The following is a 12,786-nucleotide window of genomic DNA, read 5'->3' on the forward strand; positions in this document are numbered from 1 at the left end:
CTATGTCCGAACTCGACAACTCCATCGAAGCTTTCGCCGCCCGACGGTCGGAAAGAGATAGCCTGCTATATCCCAGCATTGCGCTGGCGGAAGCGATGATCCGATCTTCGCTCGACCGAAGTGTTTTGCGTCGTCTCCTGCAAGGTTCCCCGCTCGCGCTTATCGTGCTGGCCCCCTACCCCGAAGCGGTGCCCCACCTGGCAGACGCCTTGGACCGAATGTCCGCCGAAAGCGCCCGAATCCTGCACACCACGTCCATTCGCGGAGGTAGGAACCTCTTTGGCGTCGCAGGGGCTGCAGGCGGCATCGCCGCCGTTCACGTCACTGCCGACATAAGCGAAGTGCCTCCCGCCTTTCGTATTTTGGCGGAAGCGGTCATTCACGTTCCCGCGCCGGACGGCCCAGTGCTGCGCAAGGCGATGGCCAAGTGCTGCGTCGGTCGTCCGCCCAAGTCTGTCGAGGATCTGGACATCGGTCGTCTGGACTGGCGGCTTGTTTGCGCTTTAATGCCGCGAGGCGGCAGCGCGTCCGCATCTGCCAGAGCGTTCGAGCGAGTGCTGGCCGCCGAGAATGAAGATCAGATACCTACTCTGGAGGAAAGCGTCGAGTACGGCGAAGCCCGCACCTGGGGCATGAGCCTCAAGCTTGACCTCGCCGCGTGGCGGGCCGGGGAAATCGGCGGCGATCAGTTGAGATCGGCGATCCTGCTTTCCGGCGAGCCGGGGGTGGGAAAATCCTACTTTGCTAAAATTCTTGCAAAATCGCTGGGCGTGCGGCTGGTCGTTTTCGGTGTGGGCGAACTGTTCCGCAACGGCGGATACCTGAACGAAACGCTAAAGACTCTAAGGGAGGCGTTCTCCGCCGCTGCTGCGTCGCCGCCCGGGGTGTTGTTTCTCGACGAGCTCGACAGTTTCCCGATGCGGGGCTCGGGCGAACGTAACGATGCCTATTTCAACGCCTTGGTGAACGAGCTTCTGCTTTTGCTGGATTCTTCCAGCCGCCCGGCCGGACTGGTCGTTGTCGGGGCGACGAACAGACCGGAGGAGATCGACCCGGCGATCACCCGCTCCGGGAGGCTTTCCACCCATGTCGCCGTCACTCTTCCCGACCGCGCGGGCATCGAACACGTCATGCGCGTGCATCTGGGAGCAGACTTGGTAGACGCTTCGCTGGCAAATCTTTCTTTGAAGGCTGTGGGCGCCACCCCCGCAGACCTAGCCGAATGGATCAAGGCCGCCCGCTCGGTTGCGAGGCAGGAGGCCAGGCCGTTGCGGATCGACGACATCGAAGGCTTCATGACCGCCGGCGACCGGCGGACGCCCGAAGAAAAATACCGCATCGCAGTACACGAGATCGGTCACGTTCTCGCCGACCGAATGATCGACGCATGCAGACTCCCCTCATTCGTGAGCATCGTGGCCCGCGGACAAACCTTGGGTCAAGTCGGTCATGCTCCTATCGGATCGGTGTTGACGGAACAGACGATCGGCGCGCGCGTCAGAATCCTTCTTGGAGGACTGGCAGCGGAAGAGTTGGTGTTCGGGCGTGATCTGGGAGCCGGAGCGGGCGGTGCGGCGGGCTCTGATCTGGAGCGTGCCACCATGTTGGTGACGATGATGATCGGTTCGTTGGGTTTTCGCGGAAATCTGCTGTATCGCGGGGCAGACAAAGAGTTGTTTGCCCAACTCCGCTACGACCCGTCGATGCGCGCCGCCGCAGAACGCGAGTTGAAAAGCGTATACGCGGAGGTGAAAAACTTCATCCACCACCGGCGGCGAGAGTTGGATGTCCTCGCATGCGCATTGGCAGAGCGGGGCGTACTCACGGCGGAAGAGGTGAAGTCCGTCGCAGACCAGGCAGCGCACGGGCCGCGAATGCTCCCACCGCCGGATGCAGCGGAAGAGTCCATCCAGGTCGCATGACGAACACTGCGTCAAACATCGAGCAATAACGCGGGATTTCGGTGCGCGCGGAGGTTGGCTCGCATTTTCGACGACCACGTGCACATCCACAAAGCCTATGTTTGCGACAGTCCGTTTCCAATCACGACGCCCGCCTCTGGATAAGGGGCGGGCGCCGTGAGTACAGACTTCGCGTATATGATGAACAGATTGCGCTCGACCAAATTAATTAGCTCCTCCGCGAGCTTCAGGCGAAAACCAGAGTTTAGTTTCATCTTGCTCCACGCGATCGAGGCAGACTTAGGATATAGGCGCCATCGCCTAGCTAGCCATCTACAAGCTGCGGAGACCCTTCATCCGTGACTCTGAACTCATGCTCATTCCGTCTCCGGGAGATGGTGCAAGGGTCGAGTTGCTCAGGCCTTACAGCTCGGTCGGCCGGATGTTCGGCATATAGATCCCCTCCGGTCGCAGTTGCGGACCGACTGTCTCTCGGCACAGGGGGAATAGTCGACATTATTCGGCGTAGAATTCACTTCGCACTGGACACGCCGTGGGTTCACAATTCTCTATAGCGACATAGGAGACACTATGATCGCAGAAGACCCACGCCCCGAAAATGCGAACGAGACTTCGGTTTTCCAAAGTGCGCTTTCCATCGACGACAAGATAGAGCGCGCGCGCACCGAACTGCTGGACCTTTCCGCACGCAACCGACTGCTCAACGTTCCGCGCTTTTCCAAGAGCGCAAAGACGATCGACATCGTGGGTGAAAGCACGGCGGACACTTTCCGCATTCTGGTTCGTGACGGCAAGGCGATGACGTTCCTGGCGGGGGCCAAGGGCCGGGACAACCCGGAAGGCGACGAGGACGTCGAGGAGATCGAAGTCGCGCTGCCAGAAGACGACGAACGCGACGGCGACGGCAGGCTGATCCGTCACGGAGATACCAAGCTCCAAACACTGATGACGCCCAACGGTCTCCAGAAGCGCTTGCTGGACCTCTACTTCGACGCCCGCACGCTCGAAGAGGAACAAGGCGTCAACATCCTCTATTTGGCGATGGGCCTGCTTAGATGGGTAGATCCCAACAATGCCGAGAACGTCCGCCATGCTCCGTTGATACTCGTTCCGGTCTCGCTGGAGCGGAGTACCGCTGCCGAGCGCTTCAAGCTCAAGGTTCGTCCGGAAGACTTCGCCTCCAATCTGTCGCTGGAAGCGTTCCTCGACCGCGTCCATGCGATCAAATTGCCGGAATTCGAGTCGACGGACGAGTTCGACCCGGTGGCCTATGTTGAAAGCGTGAGGGCCGCGATCTCTACCAAGCCCGACTGGTCCGTGGAAACCGACGGCATCGTGCTAGGTTTCTTCTCCTTCGCCAAATTCCTGATGTACCGGGATCTCGATCCCAAGCTCTGGCCGGCGGATGCCAAGTTCACCGACAGACCGCTCATCCGCGGCCTACTTGCCGACGGCTTTGCGGGTGGGGAACCCATGCTTTCGGAAGATGCTCGGGTAGACGACCACATCGCCCCGCAGCAGATGCTGCACATCGTCGACGCGGACAGTTCCCAGACGATGGCGATCCACGAGGCCAGAAAAGGCCGGGATATCGTCATTCAAGGGCCGCCGGGAACCGGCAAGTCCCAAACCATCGCCAACATAATCGCGGCCGCTATCGCAGACGGAAAGACGGTGCTGTTCGTCGCCGAGAAAATGGCTGCGCTGGAAGTGGTAAAGCGCCGGCTCGACCAGGCAGGCGTCGGCGATGCGTGTCTTGAACTCCACTCCAACAAGGCGAACAAGCGCACTTTGTTGATGGAGCTGCAGCGCACCTGGGACCTCGGCGCTCCTCGCAAGGCGACACCGGAAAGCCTGGACACCCGCCTGACCGCTGCTCGCGACCAACTCAACGCGCACCCCGCCCGGCTTCACCGCCGCTATGAACCGTACGGCCTGTCGCCGTTCCAGGTCATGGGTCAACTGACAAGACTGCGGCAGCAAGGTCAGGCCCCTGTCGAGATAGAGCTAGAGCAGGCTCCGTCGTGGACCACCGACCATGCCTCGGATCTGCGTCGGTTGCTTGGTGAACTGGCCGAGCGCGTCCTTGAGACCGGATTGCCGATCCGCCATCCATGGTATGGTGTCGGCATCGCAAGCATCAGCCCGATGGATCTGGAACGCCTGATGCAACGCATCCGGTCCGCGCTGGAGCGTATTCCTGCCCTTGACGCGGATATCTCTCGACTCGACCGCGATCTCCAGCGCGAGGGATCCCGGAACGTTGCCGACCTACGCGACCTGTCCCAGCTTGCAAGTCGGGTCAGCACCGCACCGGAGATCGACGATTCCGCGCTGGCCCATACCGCTTGGGAAAACCGGCTCGGGGAGGTCCGAGCCTTGATCGATCGGGGCGAAGTCCTGGCCGGGTTGAGCGGCGCCCTAGATACTAACTTCCGAGCGGCGGCCTGGGAATGGCCCGTCGACCGGCTCCTCGACTGGTACAGGATAGTCCCCGAAGATTATTCCGACACCGAACTGGCCGTCTTCGGCGACTTGTCCACATTGTTGCCGGATCTGATCCGATCCGCCGGCGATCTGCAGCGGCAGCTCGGCACAGACGGTCCCCTGGCGACATTCGGGAATATCGAAAAGCTCGTCGTGACCGCGGATCGGGTGGCGGTCGCCCCCGATGTCAGCCCGGAGGCGTTCGCCGCAGCGATCTGGGAACGCGGCCTGGATCAGGCCGGCGATCTGGCGGAAGCCGTGGACACGCTTTCGCGCGTGCGCGCCGAACTCGCCGGTAAGGTCACGGATGCCGCATGGGATACGGATATGACATCGGCGCGGACCGCGATCGCGACGAGTGGCAAGAGTTTCCTCAAGTTCGCCAACGGCGACTGGCGTAAAGCAAATGCTTTGGTCAAGTCGTTGCTGGCCAATCCCTCCGCTGAGCCCGACGAAGTGGTCCGAATTCTCGATACGCTGTCAAAGGGCAAAGAAGCGCGCCGTGTCGTGCGGGAAGGCGACGCCTTAGGGCGTGCAGCCTTCGGCGCGGACTGGCGCGGGGAACGAACCGATCCTCAACCCCTGGAGGATCTGGTCAGCTGGATGCGTAGCCTGAAAGGCGTCGCAGCGGAGGCGAGGCTGATCGCGGGCCGGCTTCCAGATAAGGGACAGTTGGCCGAAAGAGCCGCGCAGGTGAAGAACCAACTGGACCGTGCCCGTCTGCTGTACAACCGGCTGTGGGCAGGGCTCGGCGCTGTCGCGCGGGAAATGCTGGGAAATCCGCCGGGCGTCGAGTCCGTCGACCTGCGGGCCACAGTACCCACCTTGGAGAACATGGCGGTCGTCAACAGGCTCTACGCATCGGAGGCACTGCAGCTGCCAGCGACTGTCGAACAAAGGTTACAACGCCTCAAGTCACTCCAAGAGGGCCAGAGGGCGCGCCAAACCCTATCGGCGGCCGGGGAGCTGGGCACCTCGGTCTTCGGCGCGGACTGGAAAGAGCTGCAGTCGGACTGGAAAAAACTCGGAGCCGTCACGGCGTGGGTGACGGATAACCAAGACATCCGGATCCTCGCAGCCTCGACACCCGATCGAAGGAACGTCGGTGCGATCGCAGACGGCCTTCTGAACCGGGCCACAAGCGTACTGATCGATGTCAAATCGATCCTTGCCTCGCTCGAGGCCGACCCCGCGACGCTGTTCGACGCGGAAACCGTCGACGATACCCCTCTGCGGGCGCTGGAGGAACGGCTGCAATCGTGGAACGGCGCCGAAGAGCGGCTATCGCAGTGGCTGAACTACTCCGTAAGATCCGAACGCGCGGAGGTCCTAGGCGCGGCGCTACTGGTCGATCGACTGGAAGATGGCCGGACTGCCCCCGACGACCTCGTCCGATACTTCGACATGGCCTACTACGAGGCCCTGTTCCGATCTCAGGTCGCTCGGGAGCCGGAACTTGGCCGCTTCGACGGCGATCAGCATTTCCGACTGGCGTCGGAGTTCGCTTCGATGGACCTCGAACGGATGAAAGCCTCGCGCTTCGACGCGATGCAGGCACACCACGCCAAGATCCCGTCGAGCGCCGGTGGCATCGGTCCGGTCGGCGTGCTCAAGGCCGAGATGGCGCGTCGGCGCAACCACATGCCGATCCGTCAACTCATGCAGCGTGCGGCACCCGCGGTCCAGGCGTTGAAGCCTGTCTTCATGATGAGCCCGCTGTCGATCGCCCAGTTCCTACCTCCAGGCCAGTTCGTCTTCGATCTGGTCGTGATGGACGAGGCCAGCCAGATCCAGCCTATCGACGCCATCGGCGCCGTGGCGCGCGCCAAGCAGGTGGTCGTAGTGGGTGACGAACGGCAGTTGCCGCCGACACGGTTCTTCTCGAAAATGACGGCAGGAGAGACAGATGAAGACGGGGAAGAAGGCGCCCAGGTCTCGGACATCGAAAGCATCTTGGGACTATTTTCGGCGCGCGGTCTGCCGCAGCGCATGCTGCGATGGCACTACCGTAGCCGTCACCAGTCGCTGATCGCAGTTTCCAACCGCGAGTTCTACGAAAACAAGCTCTTCATCGTTCCGAGTCCCTATATGGCCGAGGCGGGTATGGGCCTACGCTTCCACTTCGTGGAGAACGGTGTTTTCGAGGACAGAGTGAACAAGCTCGAGGCGCAAACCGTCGCCAAGGCCATTATCGACCATGCCAGGACAAATCCGGAGCAATCGCTCGGTGTCGCTACGTTCTCGTTGAAGCAGCGACGCGAGATTCAAGACAATGTCGAGTTGCTCCGAAGGGCCAATCCCGACACCGAAGAGTTCTTCCACGCCCATCCCAGCGAGCCCTTCTTCATCAAAAACCTTGAAAACGTACAAGGGGACGAACGCGACGTAATGCTGATCTCGGTCGGTTACGCCAAAAACAAACAGGGCCACATGGCCATGCGCTTCGGTCCTTTGGGTGCCGACGGCGGCGAACGCCGCCTCAACGTCCTCATCAGTCGCGCCAAACGTCGGTGCGAGGTCTATGCGTCGATCACGGACGACGATATCGACCTCGAGCGCAGTAAGGGTAAGGGCGTGATGGCGTTCAAGCTCTTCCTGCACTATGCGCGTACCGGCAAGCTCGGCCTTTCGGAGCGAACCGGCCGGGACATGGACAGTGTTTTCGAGGAGCAGGTCGCCGCCGCGTTGCAGGCCAAGGGCTATCAAGTGCATCCTCAAGTCGGCATCGCCGGCTTCTTTATCGACTTGGCGATCGCCGACTCGGAGCGGCCCGGACGCTACGTCCTCGGCATCGAATGCGACGGCGCCGCATACCACGACGCAAGATCGGCACGGGATCGTGACCGGTTACGCCAAGCCGTGCTGGAAGATCACGGCTGGATCATCCATCGGGTCTGGAGCTCGGACTGGTTCCAACGCCCCAAGGCAGAGCTAGATAAGGTAATCGCCGCCATCGAGAAGGCGAAGGTCGAGCTGGACGATCGCGAGGAACGTTTGAAAGCGCAACGCCGCGCGGTGCCGGTGGAGATCGTTACCGTCGACCGCCACGACGTCACCGAGGTCGGTCTCGTCGACACCGACGAGCCGTCGGTTCCCGCCTATGTCGAAGCCGAACTCGAAGGGATGGCGACGGAGCTGCACGAAACGCCCGTCGGCGCTCTCGCCGAGTTGGTCAGACAGGTCGCGGACGCGGAAGGGCCTGTTCATCGGGACGAAGTGGTGACCCGCATCCGTTCCGCCTGGGGCCTGATGCGTGCAGGCGGGCGGATCGACGCCCATGTCGAGCGGGCCATAGAAACGGCTTCCGCGAAGGGTTCCGTCGTACGCCAAGGGAACTTCGTGTCCTCGCCGTCTCGCCCGGTGGTCGTACGCGATCGCTCGAACGTCGCCTCCCCCGGATTGCGGCGGTGGGACTACCTGCCCCCCGCTGAGATCGACGTAGGAATCACCACGTTGGTCGCCGACAATTTCGGCGCCACCGAAGACGAGGTCGTTCAGACGTTGTCCCGGCAATTCGGGTACAAGGCCACAAGCGCACAATTGAGGGAGGCGATCCGCAGTCGGATCGAGGCGCTTAAATCGGACGGACGCCTAATTCTGCAGGACCATATTTTGGCCGTCGCCCATCCTGTGACAAGCGAGTCACCGCCCCCCCCGAGAGGTTGATGAAGCTTGAAAAGCTGGCTCGGTCGTGTTCACGACGGTACTCCGCGTGGTGAGCGCGAAAACGGTAATGGATATCCATCAGGTGCGGCTTGTCGGCAGCGCTGACTCTTGAGGCAGACACTTTTCTTATGCAGCCACCTCGTTGCACCCTGCCCTGTATATGATCGGACAAAAAAATGGCACCGGGCTTGGGCGAAGTGTCTAGGTCTAGGTGCAAGATCGGTGCAGGCGGAGGCCGCAACAATTGAGCGGTTGTCGCCGCAGCGAAGCATCGATCTGATCGCGACCGCGCCAAGTCCACTTGGCAGAAAGTCGCGCACAGGTAATGAATGACATTCTGAGCGGAAGCAGACCACGTGATCCGCCGCGACTTTATTTGGGGGATTGCCGTGACGACCTCGTTTCAAACAAATCCGGTGGCTTTGAAGGACTTGATGCGTGACTGCCGCGAAGGGAAGCTTCAGCTACCCGACTTCCAGCGCGGGTGGGTATGGGACCAAGACAGGATAATCGACCTCCTGGCGTCCATCTCCGAAGGCTTTCCTGTCGGCGCGCTTATGACCCTGGATGCGTCCGGAACAGTTTCCTTTGCGGCCAGACCCGTGGAAGGCGCACCCGCTCCCACAAAACAGATCGAGGCCTATCTCCTCGACGGCCAGCAACGCATGACCTCGCTGTATCAAGCGACCTTTTCGGGCGCTTCGGTATACACCCAGACATCGAAAAAGCGCCCGATCAAGGTGCGCTTCTACTTCGATGTCCGGTCTGCGCTCGACCCGAACGTGTCCCGCTCCGATGCCATTGTCGCCGTGCCCGAGGACCGCATCATCCGCGATAACTTCGGCAGGGACGTGAAACTCGACCTGTCCACCGAGGAACTCGAATTCGACGCGCTCTATTTTCCGGTCGAGCGGGTGTTCGACGAAAACAGATGGCAGATTTCCGCTGCTCAATGGATGGCGAAGGAACCGGTAGCCAGGCAGGAAAAGTGGGCTCTGATCAACAAGTTCGCGCAGGAGGTCGTCGGCAACTTCTCTTCCTACCAGATACCGGTGATCAAGCTTGGGAAAGACACTTCTCGGGCGGCGGTCTGCCTGGTTTTCGAAAAGGTCAACACAGGCGGGAAACCCTTGGACGCGTTCGAGCTGGTGACGGCGATGTACGCATCCGACAGTTTCCACCTGCGCGACGACTGGAAAGCCCGTCGGGCGAGACTGGTCGAGAAAAAAGTATTGGCCAAGATCGAACCGGTCGAATTTCTTCAGGCGATCTCGTTGTTGCATACCAAGGAACGTCGCGATAACGCCATCGACGCCGGAAGCGAACCGCCTGCTATCAGCGCGACGAGGAACAGTCTGCTTCAGGTTCCTCTCGAAGCCTATGTCAAATGGGCGGACAAGGTCGAAGCGGGGTACGTGGCGGCGTCCAAATTTCTGCATTCCCTCAAGATCTTCAATGCGCGTGATTTGCCGTACCAAACCCAACTCGTTCCCCTGGCGGCGATCCTGGCGGAACTGGGTTCGTCTTGGGATAACGACGCGGTAAGACAAAAACTTGCCAGATGGTACTGGTGCGGCGTTTTCGGCGAACTCTACGGCTCCGCCGTGGAGAGTCGCTTCGCTCTCGATATCCGCGACGTCGGGGCCTGGCTTAAAGGCGGCGCCGAACCACAGACGGTTCAAAGATCCAGTTTCGAGGAAAAGCGGTTGAGGACCCTCAGGTCTCGACTGTCGGCGGCGTATAAGGGAGTCCATGCCATCCTGATGAAGTCGGGCGCAGAGGATTTCAAATCGGGGCAAGCATACGACCAGACTGTCTTTTTCGACGAAAATGTCGATATCCACCACGTGTTTCCAGAGGCCTGGTGCAAGATCAAGAAAATCGAGCCTGGGATCTACAACAGCATCGTCAACAAGACGCCGTTGTCGTCTTCCACGAACCGTATGCTCGGCGGGGTGGCGCCGTCGGTTTACTTGGGCCGTCTCGCCAAGGGGAACGATACGAACCCGGCGGTTTCGCCCGAACGCTTGTCCGCCATGCTCGGCAGCCACGAAATCGACGAGGCCGCTCTGAGGGCAGACGACTTCGATTCCTTCATGGATCTCCGGCGGGCTCGGCTTCTATCCATGATAGAGACGGCAATGGGCAAGGAGGCAGTCAAGGAAAGCGCGGCGCCCGCCGTTCCCGAAGACAGCTTCTACAGCGAAGACGAGTTGGAAGAGGCGGCGTGACGACGTGTATGACAGGCTAGGCTGTATGCGGACTCGGTCAAAATCAGCTGCGGTTGGAGAGGTGCGAACAGGAGATATGTGGCGAGCAAAAACCTATCGACGTCGCAGGGAATGTGCGGTCGCGGCCCCACCGCACATTCCGTGCTGCACCAATCAAGAGTGACGGCGCTTCGCGTGGGCACCCGGCGATATTTTCGCCGCAGGTCACGAACAGCCGGTCGCCGGCCGGGAGACGCCGGAGTGGAGCGGTTCCCTAGTTGCTGGGAGACACTGCGACGACCCATTCACGACTTCAGATTTGGCATCTGATGTCGTCTACGATGAGTGAAGACCGGGCGATGTGGTCTGCCATGAGTGAAGACCGGGCCGGCCGCGACTTTGGAGGTCGATGTGCGGCACGGACCGGTTTTCGCCGCTACGGTTTGCGGCTTTCGCGTCTATGACGGTAGGGTCGCCACGTCCTTTGACCCGTCAGTTACTGCATGCGGAAATAGGACCAAGCCTCGATCGACGTCCCGTCAGGCAAGTTGCAAAGCGCAAGTTCAGCGCCTGAACCGTTCTTGACGATTTCGACTTGGCCTCCGTTGTCTTCGCAATAGATGCTGGCCGGATCGCCGCCATCCTTGCCGACGATGACGTCCTGCTTGGCGTTCTGACGATAGAACGACCACTCTTCCATCGCGCTGCCGTCCGGAAGGTTGCAAAGACCTAATTCGCCTCCGTTCGCGGCGGTCACGATCTCAACGGTGCCGCCGGAGCTCTCACAAAAATCACTGGCGGGATTGCTCATGGCAAAAGCAGCCGGCGTTGCAGCCGAGAGAATAGCAATGGCGGTGAGCGCGGTAAGCATAGATTTGATCATGGTGTGCTGCGCTATCGAGAGCGCTTCCTTGTTGTGGAAAATCGGCAATCACACCGGCATTTTGTTGGAAATCGGGCACGGTCGACCGTGTTTCGATCGATACTTGTCGCGCCGTCCACTCGAGTATTTTTCGAGCCATTCCGTTTGGCGTCGGCGGTACGAAATTTCATGTTATTCAATGGATTAGCTTACAGCGAGACCGCTGCCATCCGCCATGATCAGTCTGTGTAGATCATGGGATTACTGACAGTAGAGCATGGCGCCACAATAGCTTTGGCACGCACGGCACATATCGAGGCAGACAGTGTGCGTTGGAAGAAGGCGAGTGTGGCGGCGTGCCGTCGGCTACCTGTGCGCTTTTCCCCTCGCTTGTTCGTTCATCGAAAATACCGCATCCGCAAAACCGGTAGGAGCTTTCGAGAGCACGCCTTGCAAGTCTGCATCCCTGTCCGCTTCGTCGCGAAACTCCATGGATGCAGTCCCGAGCTGGAACTTTCCCGCAGGCGTGATCAGCACGACGAGGTCGCCGGCGAGCGTATAGCGCCGGTAGGAATCCTCCGATGTCGCCGTGCACCATCTCGTTCCCCAGCCCCACTGCCGGGCCGCCGAAGGACCATCGAGACGCAACACCGTCCAAGTTCCGTCGTCATACAAATGCGTGGTCTGTCGGCGAGCGTCCTGTCGCGTTTTCATGCGCATATTACGCATGCCTGAAGGCGGGATTTCGCCCGCCGCATCCCGCACTTCCTCGATCGTCCGGAATTTTCCGATGTCGCGCGAGCGGGTCGGCAGATATGGCGAAGCTTCGACAAACTGCTCCAGCGCATGGCGGACGGCCCGAAGTTCCGAAAGCCCTACACCCGTCGCCAGCCCCTTTTCCGGCCAGGATCGTCGCCGCCACACTGAGAGCCACCCGGCGAACTTTCCCGGCGTGGGATCGATTCCGATCAACCTTTCAAAGACACGTTCTTCCCTTTTGACCGCCATATGTGGGTCCAGGCGCTCTACCTTCGCTCGCTCCCAAGCATGTTGCAGATGTAGCAACAACACGGCGTCCAACTTTTTCAGAGATTTCGACATCAACGCAGAATGGCGCCGACGGCGGAGTCGAAGAGCCCGGCATAGGCGTTTCCCACAGGCTTTCGAGGGTGCGGACGATGGCGGCGCAACGCGCCGCCACGTTGGATCTAAGCGTCAGCTTTTTCGTCTGCCGAGGCGATAATAGCGGGATAACGTCCTTGCAAAGCCCGCCGACGGATCCATGTAGAATATGCCTGAAGTCGTGACCGGTCCGTCGGCCAGCAAGGGATGGCCGACGACTGTCCCGATCAAAGCCGGTTCCAGGCGATAGCCAAGTACCCAGTCCTCGACGAGAGGGGCTTCGATCATGGATTCGACAGCCGGATGGCCGACCGACTGAAGCAGTTTAAGGTCGCGGGAAAGGTCGTGGACGAGACGCGCGGTCTTGCGGACGCTCGCCTCTGCGAAGGTGAAATCCATTCAGGATCTCCCTAACAGGAAGTTCGGCGGTGTACCGCCGGTCTGGCGTCGTGCGGCTTGAAGCGGCACGCGAAGGGATTAAACGACATCTAGGAACAGGCGGCGGCGTTTTCAAGTC

Annotated in this window: 6 protein-coding genes; 3 read left to right on the top strand and 3 right to left on the bottom strand. The window is 60.5% G+C overall.

Annotated features, from left to right (window positions below):
- Window positions 1-2: 2 nt before the first annotated feature.
- The 3 genes from P0Y65_17035 to P0Y65_17045 all read left to right on the top strand — a co-directional run bounded on the left by P0Y65_17035 (window position 3) and on the right by P0Y65_17045 (window position 10,306).
- Window positions 3-1,922: an AAA family ATPase gene (locus P0Y65_17035; GenBank protein WEK03877.1), complete on the top strand. Its 1,920-nt coding sequence runs from the start codon at window positions 3-5 to the stop codon at window positions 1,920-1,922.
- 570 nt (window positions 1,923-2,492) lie between these two features.
- Complete coding sequence (locus P0Y65_17040) at window positions 2,493-8,075, top strand: DUF3320 domain-containing protein (protein ID WEK03878.1); 5,583 nt, start codon at window positions 2,493-2,495, stop codon at window positions 8,073-8,075.
- Between the two features lie 356 nt (window positions 8,076-8,431).
- On the top strand, window positions 8,432-10,306 hold the full coding sequence (locus P0Y65_17045) for a DUF262 domain-containing protein (GenBank protein ID WEK03879.1): 1,875 nt from the start codon (window positions 8,432-8,434) through the stop codon (window positions 10,304-10,306).
- Between the two features lie 475 nt (window positions 10,307-10,781).
- On the opposite strand, the gene P0Y65_17050 is transcribed toward P0Y65_17045, so the two are convergent.
- The 3 genes from P0Y65_17050 to P0Y65_17060 all read right to left on the bottom strand — a co-directional run bounded on the left by P0Y65_17050 (window position 10,782) and on the right by P0Y65_17060 (window position 12,668).
- A complete protein-coding gene (locus tag P0Y65_17050; GenBank protein WEK03880.1) occupies window positions 10,782-11,168 on the bottom strand; it encodes a DUF333 domain-containing protein in 387 nt (128 codons plus the stop codon).
- A gap of 345 nt (window positions 11,169-11,513) precedes the next feature.
- Complete coding sequence (locus P0Y65_17055) at window positions 11,514-12,248, bottom strand: hypothetical protein (GenBank protein WEK03881.1); 735 nt, start codon at window positions 12,246-12,248, stop codon at window positions 11,514-11,516.
- A 114-nt stretch (window positions 12,249-12,362) separates the two neighbouring features.
- Window positions 12,363-12,668, bottom strand: coding sequence for a hypothetical protein (locus P0Y65_17060; protein ID WEK03882.1), 306 nt, complete (start codon window positions 12,666-12,668; stop codon window positions 12,363-12,365).
- Window positions 12,669-12,786: the final 118 nt, after the last annotated feature.

This window comes from Candidatus Devosia phytovorans, from assembly GCA_029202405.1.
GTDB classification, from domain to species: Bacteria; Pseudomonadota; Alphaproteobacteria; order Rhizobiales; family Devosiaceae; genus Devosia; species Devosia phytovorans.

What these genes read in the sequence shown, in the direction of transcription:
- P0Y65_17035 (WEK03877.1), top strand. Translation starts at nt 3, where the DNA reads ATGTCCGAACTCGACAACTCCATCGAAGCTTTCGCCGCCCGACGGTCG.
- P0Y65_17040 (WEK03878.1), top strand. Translation starts at nt 2,493, where the DNA reads ATGATCGCAGAAGACCCACGCCCCGAAAATGCGAACGAGACTTCGGTT.
- P0Y65_17060 (WEK03882.1), bottom strand. Translation starts at nt 12,668, where the DNA reads ATGGATTTCACCTTCGCAGAGGCGAGCGTCCGCAAGACCGCGCGTCTC.
- P0Y65_17050 (WEK03880.1), bottom strand. Translation starts at nt 11,168, where the DNA reads ATGATCAAATCTATGCTTACCGCGCTCACCGCCATTGCTATTCTCTCG.
- P0Y65_17055 (WEK03881.1), bottom strand. Translation starts at nt 12,248, where the DNA reads ATGTCGAAATCTCTGAAAAAGTTGGACGCCGTGTTGTTGCTACATCTG.